General features: G+C 72.6%; 17 protein-coding genes. 5 read left to right on the top strand and 12 right to left on the bottom strand.

Annotation, left to right across the window (positions count from 1 at the left end):
- Nucleotides 1-45: 45 nt before the first annotated feature.
- Together ABZ495_RS11685 and ABZ495_RS11680 are read right to left on the bottom strand one after the other, a co-directional pair.
- Complete coding sequence (locus ABZ495_RS11685; protein WP_359835511.1) at nt 46-1,068, bottom strand: hypothetical protein; 1,023 nt, start codon at nt 1,066-1,068, stop codon at nt 46-48.
- Between the two features lie 173 nt (nt 1,069-1,241).
- Nucleotides 1,242-3,041 (bottom strand): diguanylate cyclase, encoded by a 1,800-nt coding sequence (locus ABZ495_RS11680; protein WP_359803828.1) that lies wholly within the window; start codon nt 3,039-3,041, stop codon nt 1,242-1,244.
- Nucleotides 3,042-3,408: 367 nt separating this feature from the next.
- Between ABZ495_RS11680 and ABZ495_RS11675 the strand changes: the two genes are divergently transcribed.
- Nucleotides 3,409-3,936, top strand: coding sequence for a flavin reductase family protein (locus ABZ495_RS11675; RefSeq protein WP_359835509.1), 528 nt, complete (start codon nt 3,409-3,411; stop codon nt 3,934-3,936).
- A 14-nt stretch (nt 3,937-3,950) separates the two neighbouring features.
- Here the strand turns inward: ABZ495_RS11675 and arfB are convergent, their stop codons facing one another.
- Nucleotides 3,951-4,382: an alternative ribosome rescue aminoacyl-tRNA hydrolase ArfB gene (gene arfB / locus ABZ495_RS11670; protein WP_359835507.1), complete on the bottom strand. Its 432-nt coding sequence runs from the start codon at nt 4,380-4,382 to the stop codon at nt 3,951-3,953.
- A 92-nt stretch (nt 4,383-4,474) separates the two neighbouring features.
- Here arfB and ABZ495_RS11665 point away from each other — a divergent pair, with 92 nt between their 5' ends.
- Together ABZ495_RS11665 and ABZ495_RS11660 are read left to right on the top strand one after the other, a co-directional pair.
- The gene (locus ABZ495_RS11665; protein ID WP_359835506.1) at nt 4,475-4,963 is read left to right on the top strand and encodes a hypothetical protein; all 489 of its coding nucleotides are present in this window, start codon (nt 4,475-4,477) and stop codon (nt 4,961-4,963) included.
- A 125-nt stretch (nt 4,964-5,088) separates the two neighbouring features.
- Nucleotides 5,089-5,664, top strand: coding sequence for a TerD family protein (locus tag ABZ495_RS11660; protein WP_329489133.1), 576 nt, complete (start codon nt 5,089-5,091; stop codon nt 5,662-5,664).
- Between the two features lie 115 nt (nt 5,665-5,779).
- On the opposite strand, the gene ABZ495_RS11655 is transcribed toward ABZ495_RS11660, so the two are convergent.
- From ABZ495_RS11655 to ABZ495_RS11625, 7 genes are all read right to left on the bottom strand, one after another.
- The gene (locus ABZ495_RS11655) at nt 5,780-6,964 is read right to left on the bottom strand and encodes a hypothetical protein (protein ID WP_359835504.1); all 1,185 of its coding nucleotides are present in this window, start codon (nt 6,962-6,964) and stop codon (nt 5,780-5,782) included.
- A 122-nt stretch (nt 6,965-7,086) separates the two neighbouring features.
- Entirely contained in the window at nt 7,087-7,578 is a 492-nt protein-coding gene (locus tag ABZ495_RS11650; RefSeq protein WP_359803832.1) for a DUF3180 domain-containing protein, read from the bottom strand.
- Between the two features lie 236 nt (nt 7,579-7,814).
- Nucleotides 7,815-8,414 carry a 2-amino-4-hydroxy-6-hydroxymethyldihydropteridine diphosphokinase gene (folK, locus tag ABZ495_RS11645; protein WP_329489129.1) on the bottom strand — a complete coding sequence of 200 codons (600 nt, stop codon included), beginning with the start codon at nt 8,412-8,414 and terminating at the stop codon, nt 7,815-7,817.
- Between the two features lie 58 nt (nt 8,415-8,472).
- Complete coding sequence (gene folB / locus ABZ495_RS11640) at nt 8,473-8,832, bottom strand: dihydroneopterin aldolase (protein WP_329492204.1); 360 nt, start codon at nt 8,830-8,832, stop codon at nt 8,473-8,475.
- A gap of 246 nt (nt 8,833-9,078) precedes the next feature.
- Nucleotides 9,079-9,561 (bottom strand): nuclear transport factor 2 family protein, encoded by a 483-nt coding sequence (locus ABZ495_RS11635; RefSeq protein ID WP_329489128.1) that lies wholly within the window; start codon nt 9,559-9,561, stop codon nt 9,079-9,081.
- A gap of 31 nt (nt 9,562-9,592) precedes the next feature.
- Nucleotides 9,593-10,498 carry a dihydropteroate synthase gene (gene folP, locus ABZ495_RS11630; RefSeq protein WP_329489127.1) on the bottom strand — a complete coding sequence of 302 codons (906 nt, stop codon included), beginning with the start codon at nt 10,496-10,498 and terminating at the stop codon, nt 9,593-9,595.
- An 89-nt stretch (nt 10,499-10,587) separates the two neighbouring features.
- Nucleotides 10,588-12,426, bottom strand: coding sequence for a phosphatidylglycerol lysyltransferase domain-containing protein (locus ABZ495_RS11625; RefSeq protein WP_359835502.1), 1,839 nt, complete (start codon nt 12,424-12,426; stop codon nt 10,588-10,590).
- Between the two features lie 373 nt (nt 12,427-12,799).
- On the opposite strand from ABZ495_RS11625, the gene ABZ495_RS11620 reads away from it, so the two are divergent.
- Both ABZ495_RS11620 and ABZ495_RS11615 read left to right on the top strand, forming a co-directional pair.
- Nucleotides 12,800-13,960, top strand: coding sequence for an alpha/beta hydrolase-fold protein (locus tag ABZ495_RS11620; protein ID WP_359835499.1), 1,161 nt, complete (start codon nt 12,800-12,802; stop codon nt 13,958-13,960).
- Nucleotides 13,961-14,091: 131 nt separating this feature from the next.
- The gene (locus ABZ495_RS11615) at nt 14,092-14,880 is read left to right on the top strand and encodes a ferritin-like domain-containing protein (RefSeq protein ID WP_352293629.1); all 789 of its coding nucleotides are present in this window, start codon (nt 14,092-14,094) and stop codon (nt 14,878-14,880) included.
- Nucleotides 14,881-14,901: 21 nt separating this feature from the next.
- Here ABZ495_RS11615 and folE read toward each other — a convergent pair whose 3' ends face one another.
- Together folE and ftsH are read right to left on the bottom strand one after the other, a co-directional pair.
- Entirely contained in the window at nt 14,902-15,507 is a 606-nt protein-coding gene (folE, locus tag ABZ495_RS11610; RefSeq protein ID WP_329489123.1) for a GTP cyclohydrolase I FolE, read from the bottom strand.
- 109 nt (nt 15,508-15,616) lie between these two features.
- Complete coding sequence (ftsH, locus tag ABZ495_RS11605) at nt 15,617-17,668, bottom strand: ATP-dependent zinc metalloprotease FtsH (protein ID WP_359803834.1); 2,052 nt, start codon at nt 17,666-17,668, stop codon at nt 15,617-15,619.
- Between the last annotated feature and the right edge of the window lie 101 nt (nt 17,669-17,769).

Raw genomic sequence — 17,769 nt, 5'->3', positions numbered from 1 at the left:
CGCTCCCCCTCGGGAACGGGCGGCCGTTTCGCGTCCGCGCGCCGGTCAGCCGCCGTACGGCTCGACGGTCAGCTGGTCGATCAGCACCGGGCCGCCGCTCGGGTTCATGATGGCGACGGTGTTCGAGCCCGCCTGGAACTGCGGGAGTATGAACGTGGTGTACCAGGAGGACGCCGGGTCCTTGCCGGGCGAGTAGTTCTTGAGCGACAGCCCGCTCGGCCAGTCCTTGCCGTTGACCGCGGCCGAGGCCTTCACGTCGCTGCCCGCGTTGTTGAAGTGCACGGTCAGCTTGTACGTGCCGGCCGTGGCGATGTCGCCGGTCCAGCTCACGATCGCACCCGGCTGGAGGGTCAGGTAGCTGCCGTCCGCCGACTTGGCGCCCTTGACGGTGTTGCCGGACGGGGCGTTCTGGCCCTGCAGCTGGCCCGCGTCGACGGTGGCCGGACCCGAGGTGGCGGTGGCGCCGGGCGAGGCCGTGCCGGAGGCGGACGGGCCCGCGGTGGTGGCGCTCGGGGCCGGCGGGGCCGTGGTCTGGGTGCCGCTCTTTCCGCTCTTGCCGCCGTCCGGATCTCCGGTGGAGAGCGCTATGCCCGCGCCGATCGCGATGGCCGCGACCACCGCCACCGCGCCGATCACCGCGCCCTTGCTCCTCCCGCTGCTCGCCCGCTCCTCACCCGGCTGCGGCCGGGAGCGCTCGGCGTACCGGGTCTGCTGGGTGGGCGCGTCGCCGCCGTACTCCAGGTGCTGCGCGGGCTGGTGCGGCACTGGCGGCTGGTGCTGCGTGGGCGCACCGCCGTACTCGGCCTGCTGCGGCGGGTACGGCTGCCCCTGCGGGTAGCCCTGCTGCGGCGGGTACGGCTGCTGGCGCTGCTGCCCGTACTGCGCACGGCCGACCTCCATCGGCCGGTTGTACGACGTACGGGGTACGCCCTGCTGCGGCTCGGCCGGCTGCGCGGCGCCGCCGCCGGCCGGACGGTAGAGGTAGCCGAAGGGATCGTCGTCCTGGGGGGCACCGCCCTCCGGGCCCTCGGGCACTCCGTTGCTGCCGGCGGTCGTCACGGTGGTCAACTCCCCATCGCGGTGGCGCCGCCGGACTTCCCTGCCGTCGGCGCACGTGGTGGTCGCTCGTACCCGGGAACCCTACCTGCCGCAGCCGATCCGCCGAAAAGACCCCTTGACAACCTGCGAGTAGCTTTCACCTCAGGCCACGGGACACCGGGCGCCCGGGCCGTCGTCCGGGCCTAACCCGCCCGGCGGTGGGAGCGTTCGCCCCGGGCCCCGCGCACCGCGCCGCCCCGGGCCCGCTTCTCGTCGTACATCCGCTCGTCGGCGGTGTGCAGCACCTCCTCGATGCTCATCCCGCAGCCGGCCCAGCCGACGCCGAGGCTGACCCCGACCCGCATCCCGCGGCCGTCGATCCGCATCGGCGGGATGATCGCGTTGCGCAGCCGGTGGGCGAGGTCCTTGGCCTCCTCGCGGCCGATGCCGTCGGCCAGCACCACGAACTCGTCGCCGCCGAGGCGCGCCACCGTGTCGCCCTCCCGGACGGCCTGGCTCAGCCGGCGGGCGACCTCGACCAGCACCGCGTCGCCCGCGTTGTGGCCGAACCGGTCGTTGATCGACTTGAAGCCGTCGAGGTCGCAGAAGAGCACCGCGAGCCCCTTGTCCGCCGCGGCCGCGCCGCCCGACCGGAACGGGCCCGACCAGACGTCCCCGCCCGGGCCGTGGTCGGCGGGGACCACCGCGTGCTCGTGCTCGCCGTAGCCGGCGGCCGCCACCGGGTAACCGTCGGGCAGCCCGTAGCCGTGCGTCCCGCCGGTCCGCGGGTCGGCCCCGTCCAGCCCCTCGTAGGCGGCGTGCGCGCTGTAGGAGTCGACGGCGTAGCCGCCGTACGCCGGCGAGTACGCCCCCTCGCCGTGTCCGGCCGGGTGTCCGGCGACGGCGCCGACCGTCTGCGGTTCGTTGCAGAGCCGCCGACCCAGCCGGGCCTTCAGCTCGGCACCGTTCGGCAGTCCGGTGAGCGCGTCGTGGCTGGCCCGGTGGGCGAGCTGGAGCTCGTGGCGCTTGCGGTCCTCGATGTCCTCGACGTGGGTGAGCAGGAAGCTCGGGCCCTCGGCCGCGTCCGCGACGATCGAGTTGCGCAGGCACACCCACTGGTATCCGCCGTCCCGGCGGGACAGCCGCAGCTCGGCCCGGCCGCTCTCGGCACTGGTGCGCTCCAGCAGGGCCCGGTCGTCGGGGTGGACGAGGTCGGCGAAGCTCTGCTGGCGCAGCACCGCGCGGGGGCGGCCGAGCAGTCGACAGAGCGCGTCGTTGACCCTGGTCAGCTGGCCGCGCCCGGCGCCGTGCAGCTCGGTGATGGCCATCCCGCTGGGCGCGTACTCGAAGGCCTGGCGGAAGCTCTCCTCGCTGGCCCGCAGGGCCTGCTGCTCCTTCTCCAGGCGGGCCAGCGCGCGCTGCATCTCGGCCCGCAGCCGGGCGTTGCCGATCGCGATGGAGGCCTGCAGCGAGAACATCTCCAGCGCCTCGCGGGTCCAGGCCCCGGGTCGCTTGCCGCTGCGCGGGCGGTCCACCGAGAGCACGCCGAGCAGGTCGCCGCCGGCGCTGTACATCGGGGCGAGCAGCCCGTCCGCGGGGTGCCAGTCGTTGGCGTAGACGGGCATCGGGCCGTCACCGATCCAGCGCGGGATGTCGCTGGCCACGGCCCAGCCGCGGTCGTAGGGCAGGAATCGCAGGGTGCCCCAGTGGTCGCTGACGCCGAGCAGCCGGTCCCAGGACTCGCGCGAGCCGACCTGGCCGAGCAGGACGGAGGGGCCGCCCATGGCGCTCTCCTCCAGCTCCCAGACGGCCGCCACCACGAGGTCGCCGTCCGGACGGACCAGGCTGACCGCCGCGGCGTCGAATCCGAGCCCGTGGACCGCACCCTCGACCACAGCCTGCAGCGTGCCCGCCAGGCTGCGGGCAGCGTTGAGGTCCGCCACGACCCGGTGCAAGGTGCGGAGGGTCGCGAGGCGGACGTACGGCTCCGACTCGGCTTCCATGCGGGGGCTCCCCGGCTGCTTCGGATAGTTCTTGAATGGTTATCGTCCGATTGCCAGAAGAACTGAATCACAGGGAGCACAGCGTTCGGCACGCTCGGTCAGCAATAGGCCACCACTTGTGACTTAAATCACACGACACTTATGCGCCCTTAATCAGCTCATCCGCCCCATAACGGGACATAAGGCTTTATAGGAACATTTCTGGTGGTCGGCCGCATTGCCCGTGCACTGAAGCCGCCTGCCGCCCGGCAGTCCCTCCACTTCACCCCTGAGGGTGAGCCTCGGCGCGGAACGTAACCTCTGCGCCGATGGTCCTACGACCACGGCCCGATGCCGTTTCGCGCGGCCGCCGACTACCGTGCGGTACGTGTACTCGGCTCCGCAGCCCGAAGCTGCCTCCCAAGCGACGCCCGACGAGTTCCGGGCGGCCCTCTCCCAGCTCGCCTCCGGCGTGAGCCTGGTGACCGTCCACGACCCGGAGGACGGCGAGGACGTCGGCATGACCGCCACGTCCTTCCTCTCCGTCTCGCTGGAACCGCCGCTGGTGCTGATCTCCGTCCGCGAGGACTCCCGGATGGACGAGGTGCTCTCCCGCGCCGACACCTGGGCGGTCTCCCTGCTCGCCGAGGAGCAGAAGGCGCTCGGTTCGCGGTTCGCCATGAAGGGCCGGCTCAGCGACCGGCTGCTGTTCGCCGACGCCCCGCACCACCGGGGCCGGCGCAGCGGAGCGCCGCTGATCGACGGCGCGCTCGCCACCGTGGAGTGCCGCACCGAGCAGCGGATAGCCGCCGGCGACCACACCCTGCTGCTCGGCCGCGTCCTGGAGGCCGCGGTACCGCACGCCGGCGGCCGCCCGCTGCTCTACTTCCACGGCGGCTACCGGCAGCTCGGCTGACCACGGCCGACGCGCTACTCGCCCTTCGGCGAGCGCCGGCCCTGCTTCAGCTCGGCGCGGTGCCGCTTGTTGGTCAGCCGCCGCTCCACCATGCCCCGGCTGGGCTTCGTCGCCCGGCGGGCCTTCGGCGGCGGTGCGGTGGCCTCCCCCAGCAGGGACGCCAGCCGGGCCGCGGCGACCTCGCGGTTGCGCCACTGCGAGCGGTGCTCCGACGCGCGCACCACGAGCACCCGCCCGTCCACCAGCCGCCCGGCCAGCCGCTCCAGGGCGCGCTGCTTCCACACCTCGGGCAGCGCCGCGGAGGCGGCCAGGTCGTAGCGCAGCTCGACCTGGGTGTCGGAGGTGTTGACGTGCTGGCCACCGGGGCCGGAGGAACGGGAGAAGCGCCAGACGAGCTCGGTGTCGGGGACGACCACCGATCCCCGGACGCGAATGGGCTCGGGCATGCGTCCATCATCCCGTGCCCCGCGCCCCCGGTCACGCGGTTATCCGGTCACCCGGTTATCCGGGACCGCCCGCAGCCCCGACAATGGCGTACGTGATCGAGCTCGGCTACTCCCTCTCCAACCGCTTCCCCGACCCCCCGCAGACCGACTACCGCAGCGCCTCGGTGCACGCCCTGCGGTACGACCTCTTCTGCGGCGACGTCTACCTGGACGCCGACGGCTCGGAACTCTCCACCGCCTGGGGCTGGGTGCCGGTGCTGGACTTCGCCTGGGCGCTTTGCGACATCGTCGAGGAGCTGGACCGGGACCCGGACGGCGGCCGCGCCGCCCGGGTGCAGGCCTGCGACCTCGACTTCACCCAGAACACCGAGCTGCTGCGGTTCGCCCGCCGGTTCAACTGGGTCGAGGTGAGCGCCACCTGGCTGCCGGACGAGGCGCCCGCGGTGGTCCGCCACGGCGACCTGCGCCGCGAGGCCCGGGATTTCCTCCAGGACACGCTGGCCGATCTCTTCGACATGCACCCCGAGCTGGCCGACAATCCGAACATCTGGTCACTTCAGGGCCGCTTCCGCCGAATCTGAGCGAGCTCGGCCCCGGCCATTGCCCACCGGTCATCCGCTCCGAAGAATGTGTGCCGCGCGGCGTGGAACCAAGTCCACGGTCTCCCGCGTTATCCCGGCAAAGCAACGAAGGGACAGCAAACACCATGCCAGTGAGCCTCTCCAAGGGTGGCAACGTCTCGCTGACCAAGGAGGCCCCCGGCCTGTCCGCGGTCACCGTCGGTCTCGGCTGGGACGTCCGGACCACGACGGGCGCCGAGTTCGACCTCGACGCCAGCGCGATCGTGCTGAACGCCGACGGCAAGGTGCTGTCCAACAGCCACTTCGTCTTCTTCAACAACACCAGCACCCCGGACAGCACCGTCGTCCACACCGGTGACAACCGCACCGGCGAGGGCGCCGGCGACGACGAGGCGATCAACGTCAACCTCGCCGGCCTGCCGGCCGAGGCCGTCAAGATCACCTTCCCGGTCTCGATCTACGACGCGGTCGCCCGCTCGCAGAACTTCGGCCAGGTCCGCAACGCCTACATCCGCGTGATCAACGCGGCCGGCGGTGCCGAGATCGCCCGCTACGACCTCTCCGAGGACGCCGCCACCGAGACCGCCATGATCTTCGGCGAGCTCTACCGCAACGGTGCCGAGTGGAAGTTCCGCGCCGTCGGCCAGGGCTACGCCTCCGGCCTCGCGGGCATCGCCCAGGACTTCGGCGTCCAGCTCTGACGCCACGCTGAAGCGCCCGGCCTCCATCTCGGCGGCCGGGCGCTTCGCCGTTCCCGCGCCGCGCACCACCCCGGAGGTGCGGCCACGAACGCCCCGGCGCGCCGCCCGGGCTGGGTCAGCGGGAGGCGCGCAGCTCCGGGAGCTGGAGCAGCTCGGTCTCCTCGTCCGGGGTCAGGTCCACCACGGTCGGCTCGACGCCCTCCGGCTCGGCGTCCTGGTCCGCGTCGGCCGGTTCGGCCTCGGCCTGCCCGGCCTCGGGGTCGAGGTCGGCCGGCTCGACCGAGGGCCGCACCCGGTCCGGGAGGGCGGCCGGCGGCACGGCCCTGACCGCGGCCACCGCCTCGTCGCCCACCACGTCCGCCAGGTCGGCGCGCTCGCCCAGCTCGGCGACGCTGCCCAGGGCCGGTGCCGGGGCCGCCGGACGGCCGGCCGCTCCCGAGCGGCCGAAGAAGCTGAAGCCCTGCCCACGGGCCTGCTGCGGGCGCGGGCGCTGCCGCTCGGCCGCCACCACGGGAGCGCTGGGCGTCCCGCCCAGCTGGCCCACCGTCGCCGTCAGCGCGGGCCGCGGCGCGGGCGCCGGAGCGACGGCTGCCGGGGCGGCCGCCGCGGGCACCGACGCGGCCGGGGTGGGGACGGCCGGAGCCACCGGAGCCGGCACCGGACGGGCGGGCGCCACCGGCGCGGACGCCGGGACGGTCGCCGGCGCGGTGCGGGCCCGCAGCGCGACCTCCGCACCGGCCGCGCGCTCACGCTGGGCGTCCCGGGCCGCCGCCTGCCGCTGCAGCTGCCGCAGCACGGCCGCGGCGCGGACGAACGCGGCCGGACTGGCCGGGTACTTGGGGCGGGCGGCCGCGAGGGCCCGCTGGGCCGCCTCGGCCTCCTTGAGCGCCTGCTCGGCGACCGCCACGGCGCGCTCGCGCAGCAGCCTGGCGATCTCCGTCTCGGCCTTGGCCAGCCGCGACTTCTCGGCCGTCAGCCGCCGCCCGAAGCGGGTGGCCCGCTCCTCGGCGACCTCCGCCGCGTACTCGGCCTCGGCGAGCTGCTCCTCGAAGCGCTCCTCGGCCCGGAGCCGCTGCGCGACGGACACCTCGGCGGCCGCCCGGGCGGCCCGGTCGCGCTGGCGCAGCAGCACGGCGATCCCGAGCGAGGCCAGCACGGCGGCGACGCCCACCGAGCGGACCAGGACGGTGTCCTGACTGAAGAGCAGCGCGGCCACCGCGGCGACGATGAGCACGCCGGCGGCGGTGGGAGGAAGGATCCGGCCGAGGACGGAGGAATGACGGTGGCGTCCGCGAGACATGCCAAGAAACTAGCGTGCGAATTGGGGCCGTGTCAGCCCAGGGTCCGCTTTGGCCCTTGACACTGCGCAAGCTTTACCGCTTGTGCCCGGGCCCTCACCCAAGATCACCGAAGCGGGTCCGCTCAGCGGTGCGAGGTCGCCGCCGGCCCGCTCGGGTCGTCGTGGTCCTCCGGCAGCTTGCACACGTGCTGCAGCCAGAGCGCCGCCGCGATCACCGCCACCCCGGCCAGCACCGCGAAGCCGGCCGTGACGGCCTGGTCCTGGCGGGCCTGCACGTCCAGTTCGCCGAGCAGGTAGACGCCCGCGCCCGCGTAGATGCCGGTGACCACCGACGAGACCAGCGCGCTCGCCTGCGCCAGCACCACCGCCCGGGCGGCGCCCAGCGGGTCGACGCCCTTCGCCCCGGGCTGGCGCTCGCGCGCCGCCTTCAGCCGGGAGCGCAGCGAGATCGCCGTGGCGAGCAGGATCACCGCCACCGCGGCCAGCACCACCGGAGCCGCACCCGGCACCGCGGGCAGGGTGTCCAGGGAGGCCCACAGCTTGGCACCGGCCCAGGACAGCGCCGTGGTCGCGGCGGTGATGCCGACCAGCAGACGGAGGCGAAGCAGCTTCACTCGGACGTGGTCCTTCCCGGGGTTGCGGTGTCGGGCGGCCGCCCCCGGGCCCGGCCCTGCTCCCCCCGGCCGACGGCTGGGAGGCGCCCCGACCCGGCGACGGGGCGGGGCGGACGGTACGACGGCGCCAGGCCACCGTACCGGGCCCGGGCCGGCGGGCACCCGCTCGGATGGCGGACACCTACTCGTACGGCCGGGACCTCGTCCGAGTTCCCGGCCGTACGGGCCGGCGGGGCCTACTCCGGCAGGGTCAGCCCGATGTCCTCGCGCCGCCGGACGCCCTGGGCGTCGGCGCCGCCGAGCGCCTGGAGCAGCGCGGCGACCTGGCCGTGGCCGGGCACCTCGGCCTCCGGCTGGGCGTCCAGCCAGGGGGCGAGCACGAAGGCCCGCTCGTGCGAGCGCGGGTGCGGCAGCAGCAGCTGCGGGTCGTCGCTGGTGACGCCCTCGTAGGCCAGGATGTCGACGTCCAGCGTCCGCGGGCCCCAGCGCACGGTGCGGACCCGGCCGAAGGCGTCCTCGATCGCGTTGCCGCGCTCCAGCAGGTCGCGCGGGGGCAGGGTGGTGCGCAGCACCACCACCGCGTTGTAGTAGTTGGGCTGCTCGTCGGGGCCGCCGAGGGCCTCCGTCTCGTACACGCCGGAGACGGCCTTGATCTTGAGCCCGGGGGTGTCGGCGAGGGCGTCCACGGCGCCCTGGAGGGTGTCCAGGCGGTTGCCCAGGTTGGAGCCGAGGGCGATCACGGCGCAGCGCTGGCTGTGCAGCGTGGCGTCGGCCGAGTCCACCCGGTTCTCCAGGTCGAACGTGCTCGGCGAGGCGGTCGGGTCGCTGGTGCTCATCGGGCTTCCCCTACAACTGGAACGGGCTCTGCGGCTGGCACGGGGTACGCGGTGCGGGTCATGCGCGGCCCCGGTGGATGGTCACGGTCACGTCGTCGAACGGCACGGTGATCGGGGCGTCGGGCTTGTGCACGGTGACCTCGACCTCCTCGACCGCCTCGTGCGCCAGGCACTGGTCCGCGATGCGCTGCGCCAGGGTCTCGATCAGGTCGACCGGCTCGCCGGCGATGATCGCGGTGACCTCCTCGGCCACGACGCCGTAGTGCGCCGTGCGGGTGAGGTCGTCGCCGGACGCGGCGGGGCGGGTGTCCAGGTGGAGCACGAGGTCCACCACGAAGGTCTGGCCCTCGACGCGCTCGCGCTCGAAGACACCGTGGTGACCCCGGGCACGCAGGCCCCGCAGGGTGACGCGGTCCAGCAAACGAATCACTGCTCCCACTCGGACGGGCCCTGCCCCGGAAAGCGGGGGGAAGGCAGGGCGGAGGCGGACACGACGGCCGCCACTGCGTTTCGAATCTACCCGCGAGCGCCGACAACGCCTGACCGTCCTACCCGGCACGAACCGACGCCACGCGCGCCGGATCGGCGATTGACGTGAACGTTCGGTGGCTCTCCGGGAATTCCCGGGCCGCCTCCGGCGGGCATTTCCCCAGCGGGCCCCGGGTCAGTCCTCGTCCTCGTCGTCCCCGCTGGTCAGAACGGGTGAACCGTGGTGGGACCAGAGCTTCCAGCCCGCCGGGGTGCGGCGGAAGAGATTGGTCGAGACGACCTTTCCGCCGACCAGCGGGCCGAGTTCGCCCTCCTCCTCCGCCTCGCCGCCGGAAAGGATGTTCTCGGTGCACGTGACAAGGGCCACATCCCCCTGAACCTCGGCCTCGACGTCGGTTAGGATGAACTGGATGTACTCCGTGTTCGCCATGATCAACATGTAGGAGCGGGTCACCTGGGCCCGCCCGCGCAGCACCGGCCAGCCGGGGTGCACGCAGACCACGCCGCCCTTGTCGTCGGCCTCGTCGGCCCCCAGCCAGGCCTCCTCGACGGCCTCCAGATCGCCGTTCTCCAACGCCTCGTACAGCGCCCGGTTGGCCTCCAGTACGGCCTCCCGGTCCGCTTCCCGGGCGCGCTGACCCGCGGTCTCGCCGCTCACCCTGCCGTCACCTGCCACAGACCCTCCCGTTTCACCTGCCGCTCCGGCCCGCCGACGGGCCGGAGGGGTCCTGCCGGGCCGCCCGCTGCCAGGCGGCGACCACCCGGACGGCGTCCGCCGTGCCGGCCACGTCGTGCACCCGCACCGCCCAGGCCCCGGCCCCGGCCGACAGCACCGACACCGCGGCGGTCGCGTCGTCGCGCTCCCTGGCCGGGCGCAGTTCCCCGGTTTCCGGGTCGGCGAGCAGCGTACCCAGGAACCGCTTGCGCGATGCGGCGACGAGGACGGGACGGCCGAGCGCGGTGAGCGCCGGGAGCCCGCCGAGCAGGGCCCAGTTGTGCTCGGCGGTCTTGGCGAAGCCCAGGCCCGGGTCCAGGATCAGCTGCTCCTCCTTGACGCCGGCCGCCAGCAGCGCGTCCATCCGGGCCGTGAGCTCGCCGACCACGTCCGCGACCACGTCGCCGTAGACGGCCAGGCTGTCCATGTCGGCGGACTGCCCGCGCCAGTGCATCACCACGAAGGGCACGCCGGTCTCGGCCACCACCCGGGCCATCGCGGGGTCGGCCAGGCCGCCGGAGACGTCGTTGATGATCCGGGCACCGGCCGCGACGGCCCGCTCCGCGACGGAGGCGCGCATGGTGTCGACCGAGACGACCACCCCGGAGTCGGCCAGCTCGCGCACCACCGGCAGCACCCGGCCCAGCTCCTCCTCCTCGGGCACCCGCTGCGAGCCGGGGCGGGTGGACTCGCCGCCGACGTCCACCAGGTCCGCGCCGCGGGCCCGGAGCGCCAGGCCGTGGGCGATGGCCCGGGCGGGGTCGTGCCACATCCCGCCGTCCGAGAAGGAGTCGGGGGTCACATTGACCACGCCCATCACGGAGCAGCGGTCGAGCCGCGGCAGTCCGGCAGGCAGCGAGAAGGACAGCGAAGTGCTCATAACCCCATTATCAGTTCAAGTCCCCGCTCCCCCGGAGACGACCGGACCCCCGCCGGGTCTCCGACGGGGGTCCGGGGGCGGGCGCCGGCCTACGCGGCCTCGGTGACCTCAGGGCGGCCCGGGGCCGGCAGCGGGCCCTGGCGCTGCGGCTTGCGGCCGAAGCGCGGCATGCCGAGGGTGATGAAGGCCTCCGCCTGCATCGCGGCGAACCCGATCCGGGGCAGGTCCCGGGTGTTCGGGAAGACCAGGAACCGCGGCTCCCACTCGGGCTGGAACTTGGCGTTGAACTTGTACAGCGACTCGATCTGGAACCAGCGCGACAGGAACACCAGCAGCCCGCGCCAGGCCCGCAGCACCGGGCCGGCGCCGATCCGCTCACCGCGCGCCAGGGCCGAGCGGAACATCGCGAAGTTGAGCGAGACCCGGCGCACGCCCATCGCCGGCACCGCCTGCAGCGCGGCGACGATCAGCAGCTCGTTCAGACCGGGGTCGGCGGCGCGGTCGCGGCGCATCAGCTCCAGCGAGATGCCGTCCGGCCCCCAGGGCACGAAGTGCAGCACGGCCTTCAGGTCGTCGCCGTCCTCGCCCTCCTCCGGCGCCTTGTGCGCGGTGACCACCACGCAGGCGTCGTCGCCCGGGTCGCCGAAGCGGCCGAGGGCCATCGAGAAGCCGCGCTCGGTGTCGGTGCCGCGCCAGCGGGAGGCGGCGTCGGCGATCCGGTACTTCTCGTCCGGCGTGAGGTCGGCGACCCGCCGCACCTGGCAGGAGTAGCCGTTGCGCTCGATCCGCTTGACCATCTGGCGCACGTTGCGCATCGCCCGGCCTGCGAGTGAGAACGTCCCGGTGTCGACGATCGCCTCGTCACCCAGCTCCAGCGCGTCCAGCCCCGCCTCGCGGGTCCAGACCTCGCCGCCCACCTCGCTGCAGCCCATCACGGCCGGCACCCAGGCGTGCTCGCGGGCCTCGGCCATGAAGACCTTGATCGCACCCGGCCAGGCCTCGACGTCGCCGACCGGGTCACCGGAGGCGAGCATCACGCCCGAGACCACCCGGTAGGAGATCGCCGCCTTGCCGGAGGGCGAGAACAGCACGCTCTTGTCCCGGCGCAGCGCGAAGTAGCCGAGCGAGTCGCGCTCGCCGTGCCGGTCGAGCAGCGCGCGGACCTTCTCCTCGTCCTCGGCGGTCAGCTCCGGCTTGGGCTTCTCCGGCCGCAGCGCCAGGTAGGCGGTGGTGAAGGCGGTGATCAGGCCCAGCCCGCCGAGCAGGTAGGCGACCTGGTCGGAGACCCGGTCCGAGCTGTAGTCGACCGGCCCTTCGAAGCCGAACAGTCCGTACCCGACGTGCTCGAGCCGGTGGAACAGGCTCGGGTCACCGATCTCGTACCCGGTCCGGGTGGAGACCACCAGCAGGCCGAGCGCGACGCTGATCGCCCCCATCACGACCAGGTTGACCACCGCCCGCCAGCGGGTCCGGGGGTCGGCCTTGGCGTAGAACTCGCGCCGGTGCACCAGCATCACCGCGAACAGCACCAGCGAGACGACCGCCGGGCCGATCTGGTGCCAGCGCAGGATGTGCAGCGCCGCGCCGACCGGCAGCAGCACGCAGACGGCCCGCCAGGCCCGCCGCTTGCGGCGGCGCAGGGCGTGGGCGAGCAGCACCAGCAGCAGGCCGACCATCAGCGTGCCGGCCGCGGCCAGGGTCGTGGTGCCGCCGGGCAGCTGCCCCGCGAAGTCGTGCACCTTGGTGTGCCGGAGCTTGGGGAACACCGCGCTGGCGGTGTCCACCAGACCGATCAGCAGACAGGCGTAGCCGACCGCGCCGGGGAGCCAGGCCCGGGGGACGGCGGCCGCTTGGGTACGAAGCGTCTGCAGGCCGCGGCGGCGGGGCGGCTGCTCGGGGCTCGGCTCAACGGACACGGGAACGCTCATGGAAGCTCAGCGTAGAGGCTGCGGACTGCAGTCCTGTCACTCCGGGGGAGGAGTTGTGAGGGACCTTCATGCCTTTTCCTTCATCGGGCAATGCGCACACCAAACATCCGGCAACGGAGGGTAAACCGGTGTTCGGCGGACGCTGTGGTTGAGCCGAGGGGTGGGCGCCGGAGCCTTCCCGCCGCGTGGCGCGACGGACCCCCGCATACCCGGTACGTACGGTGGACGCCGCGTTCCGGGGAACCGGTTGCGTCGGATCGCCCCGGACTCCGCCTGCCCCGACGTCCGGACAGCCTAGCCGCGATGGCCGTGGCTGACGCACCGCCAGACGATGAAGCCTGCACCGAGAGTTTCCCACCGGAAGGCCGACGGCATGGAACTGACCAGCGACGCGCTGGTGAACTCGCTGCTCGCGCTCGGCGCGGCGGCCCTGCTCACCACCCTCTGGCTCTGGCCCCGGCTGGCCCGGCAGCGCCCGCTCCCGGTGCTCGGGCGGATCGGCCTGCTGACCGTCACTCAGGTCTCGGTGCTCGCGGTGCTGGCGCTGTCGGTCAACAACTCGTTCGGCTTCTACACCTCATGGGACGACCTGCTCAGCCCCGGCGGCGCCAAGCTCGCGCTCACCAGCAGCGAGCGCCACCACAGCGGCACCCCGGTCTCCGACGCGCTGGTCCAGCCGACCGAGGAGGGCGGCCTGGAGACCGTGACCGATCTGCCCAAGGGCCCCCCGGAGGAGGTCGGCAAGATCGAATCGGTCCGGGTGGCGGGCAAGGAGACCGGCCTCTCCGACCAGATGTTCGTCTACCTGCCGCCCGAGTACTTCGACCCGAACCTCGCCATGGTGCGCTTCCCGGTGCTGCTGACCATCGCCGGCTTCCCCGGCACCACCATGCACCTGCTCAAGGACCTGCCCGTCCCGCAGACCGCCTGGGAGCTGCGCAAGGGCGGCAAGATGGCCCCCACGATCATCGTGATGGCCCGGCCGAGCGTCGCCCCGCCGCGCAACACCGAGTGCGTCGACGTCCCCGGCGGCCCGCGCGCCGAGTCCTGGTTCGCCAAGGACGTGCCCGAGGCGCTGCGCTCGGCGTACCGGGTCAGCCGCTCGCCCTCGTCCTGGGGCGTGCTCGGCTTCTCGACCGGCGGCAGCTGCGCGATGCGGCTCGCGATGCGCTACCCGGACGTCTACGGCAACGGCGTGGGGATGCACGGCGACTTCAAGGTCGCCGAGGACCAGTTCACCGGCGGCAACCTCTTCGGCGGCGACAAGGCGCTGGCCGACCAGAGCGACCTCGGCTGGCGGCTGCAGAACCTCCCCGCGCCGAACCTCTCGCTGCTGGTGATCAGCACCCGCAAGGAGACCGACTACCCGGAGACGGTGAAGTTCGTCGACCTCGCCCAGCAGGTCGCGGCCGCCAATCCGCAGTTCAAGGTCGAGTCGCTCTACCTGGACGACGGCGGCCACAACTTCGACAGCTGGATCCGCGAGCTCCCGGCCGCACTGGAGTGGATGAGCGCCCGGCTCACCTGGACCTGACCGCCGGCGGCGACGGCCGCCGGACGAGTGGTTACCGGCCGGTCGGGCCGGTCCGCCGCCACCACGGGGAACGTATCGCGACCGCCCGGCCGAACGGCCCGGGTGGACACCTGATCCGTGCAGGAGGCCCCATGCTCAGCACCCGATCGCTCTTCACCGAGATCTACCGCAACGACGAGGCCTATCAGCTCTTCTGCAGCATCGCGGCCGGCGGCGAGGACCAGGGCGGCTGGGAGAACGAGCGGATCACCGCCCTCACCCGCGACCCGGTCCTCGCCCCCAAGATCGCCCGGCACGGCGCCGACGAGCGCAAGCACGGCCGGATCTTCACCCAGCTGCTGCACAAGCGCGGCCTGCCCAGGATCGACGTCCCCGCCGAGGCCGACTACTGCATGCTGCTGGAGCGCCAGGGCGTCGGCCTCTCGCACGAGCGGCTGAACAGCGAGGTGCCGCTGGCCGAGCGGGAGATCATCACCTACCTGGCGCACAGCCGGGTGACCGAGCAGCGCGCGGCCGAGCAGATGCGCCAGCTGGTCAAGGTGTACGGCGACGATCCGGATCTCGGCCGCGCGATGCGGATGATCTCCGCCGACGAGGACAACCACCTCGCCTACTGCCACGAGGAGCTGCTGCGGCTGGTCGCCGAGGGCCACGGCCCGTACGTCCGGCACACCCTGGAGACCAGCGCGCGCGGCGAGATCCGCACCCACCGGGACGTCGGGCTCGCCGTGACGGCCCGGATGGCGCGGATCCTCGGGTGGCCGCGCTGGCAGCGCGCCGTGGTGACGGCGGGCGTCCACGTGCTCTACCTGTACGACCGGGCGTTCGGCTGGCGGCGGATGGTGACCCTGCGGATGCCCCGGCGCCGCAACGCCCTGGGCACCCCGGCCCCGCCGCACGCGGAGCACCAGCTGCTCTGAGCCGGCAGGGCCGCAGGACCGCTAGCGACCGATGATCAGGCTCATCGCCTCGGCCCGGGTGGCCGGGTCGCGCAGCTGGCCCCGCACGCAGGAGGTGATGGTCTTGGCGCCGGGCTTGCGGATGCCGCGCATCGACATGCACATGTGCTCGCACTCGATCACGACGATCGCGCCGCGCGGTTCGAGGATCCGCATCAGCGCGTCGGCGACCTGGCTGGTGAGCCGCTCCTGCACCTGCGGGCGGCGGGCGTAGACGTCGACCAGCCGGGCCAGCTTGGACAGGCCGGTGATCTTGCCGTTGACCGACGGGATGTAGCCGACGTGCGCGACGCCCCGGAACGGCACCAGGTGGTGCTCGCAGACCGAGGTCAGCTCGATGTCCTTGACCAGCACCATCTCGTCGTGGCCGAGGTCGAAGGTGGTGGTGAGGACGTCCTCCGGCTCCTGCCAGAGGCCCGCGAATATCTCCTTGTACGCCCTGGCGACCCGGGCCGGGGTCTCCAGCAGACCCTCGCGGTCCGGGTCCTCGCCCACCGCGAGGAGCAGCTCGCGGATGGCGTTCTCGGCCCGCTTCTGGTCGAAGGTCCCGACGGCGGACGGACCGTCGAGCGTCACCGGGTCGATCATGCGGGCCTCGCTAACTAGGGGGACGACTTGGCTGAACAGCACGGATGCCGCGCCTCCAGAGTACAAACCCTGGTGGCGCGGCATCCATTCCGTCCCTGTGCTGGCGCGATCAGCCCTCGGCGGGCGGCTCCACCGGCAGCGGCGGGAGCTTCACCACGTCGACCGGAGCGGCCTCGACGGCGGCGGCGCCGTTGGTCAGCGCCAGCTCCTTCGGGGACTGCACCGGCGGCCGGGTGGACGGCGTACGACGGGACGAGCCCGTCCAGGCCGGCCGGGCCGGGCGCTTGACGATCGGGGCGAAGATCTCGGCGATCTGCTCCTTGTTCAGGGTCTCCTTCTCCAGGAGCTCCAGAACCAGGTTGTCGAGCACGTCGCGGTTCTCGACCAGGATCTCCCAGGCCTCGTTGTGCGCGTTCTCGATGAGCTTCTTCACCTCTTCGTCCACCAGCCCGGCGACCTCTTCCGAGTAGTCGCGCTGGTGACCCATCTCGCGGCCCAGGAACGGCTCCGAGTTGTCCGAACCGAACTTGATCGCGCCGAGCCGCTCGGTCATCCCGTACTGGGTGACCATGGCCCGCGCGGTCGCGGTGGCCTTCTCGATGTCGTTCGAGGCGCCGGTGGTCGGGTCGTGGAAGACCAGCTCCTCCGCCGCGCGCCCGCCCAGCATGTACGCCAGCTGGTCGAGCATCTCGTTGCGGGTGGTGGAGTACTTGTCCTCGTCCGGCAGCACCATGGTGTAGCCGAGCGCCCGGCCGCGGGACAGGATGGTGATCTTGTGCACCGGGTCCGCGTTGGGGGAAGCCGCCGCGACCAGGGCGTGACCGCCCTCGTGGTACGCGGTGATCTTCTTCTCCTTCTCGGACATGATCCGGGTCCGCTTCTGCGGTCCGGCCACGACGCGGTCGATCGCCTCGTCCAGCGTGAAGTTGTCGACCAGCTTCTTGTCCGAGCGGGCGGTCAGCAGCGCCGCCTCGTTCAGGACGTTGGCCAGGTCGGCACCGGTGAAGCCGGGGGTGCGCTTGGCGACGGCCCTGAGGTCGACGTCCGGCGCGACCGGCTTGCCCTTCTGGTGCACCTTGAGGATGTCCAGACGGCCCTGGAGGTCGGGGCGCTCGACCGCGATCTGCCGGTCGAAGCGGCCCGGGCGCAGCAGCGCCGGGTCCAGGATGTCGGGGCGGTTGGTGGCCGCGATGAGGATCACGCCGCCCTTGACGTCGAAGCCGTCCATCTCGACCAGCAGCTGGTTGAGGGTCTGCTCGCGCTCGTCGTGACCGCCGCCGAGACCCGCACCGCGGTGCCGGCCGACGGCGTCGATCTCGTCGACGAAGACGATCGCCGGAGCGTTCGCCTTGGCCTGCTCGAAGAGGTCGCGGACGCGGCTGGCGCCGACACCCACGAACATCTCCACGAAGTCCGAGCCGGAGATCGAGTAGAACGGGACCCCGGCCTCGCCCGCGACGGCACGCGCCAGCAGGGTCTTGCCGGTACCGGGCGGCCCGTAGAGCAGCACGCCCTTCGGGATCTTGGCGCCGACCGCCTGGAACTTGGCCGGCTCCTGCAGGAACTCCTTGATCTCGTGGAGCTCCTCCACCGCCTCGTCCGCACCGGCGACGTCCGAGAACGTCGTCTTCGGCGTGTCCTTGGTGAGCAGCTTGGCCTTCGACTTGCCGAACTGCATGACGCGGGACCCGCCGCCCTGCATCTGGTTCATCAGGAACAGGAAGACCAGAACGATGATCACGATGGGCAGCATCGACAGCAGGAGGCTGACGAAGGTGCTCTGCTTCTCCGGGCTGACGGTGTAGCCCTCGGAGAGCGAGTTCTGGTCGTTGTCGTTGATCTGGGCCTGGAGCTTGTCGGCGAGCGCGACACCCTGGTCGCCGATGTACGAGGCCTGGAACTTGCTGCCGGACGGGGTCTTGCCCGTGCCGGCGTTGGACAGCGTGGCGCCGTCCTTCAATTGGATCTTGATCGTGTTCGAGTCACCAGTGGTGATCTGCGCCGACTTGACCTGCTTGGCGTCGATCGCTGCGACGACCTGCCCGGTGTCCACCGTCTTGTAGCCGTTCGAGTCAGAAACGACCTGCATCAGCACGATGACGGCGAGGACGGCCAGCACGATCCACATGATCGGCGCACGGAAGTATCGCTTGACGTCCATCCATGCGGGGCGTTGCCGCCCCGTCCCTCCTGCCACTCGACGGCGCCGCGGGGCCTGGGCCGCCGGCGCATCCGGTTCTGCTCATGTGAAGAGCGGTTTTA

It is taken from the genome of Kitasatospora sp. NPDC005748 (genome assembly GCF_040630735.1).
Taxonomy (GTDB): domain Bacteria; phylum Actinomycetota; class Actinomycetes; order Streptomycetales; family Streptomycetaceae; genus Kitasatospora.
This window is presented reverse-complemented; position numbering and strand designations above follow the sequence as displayed.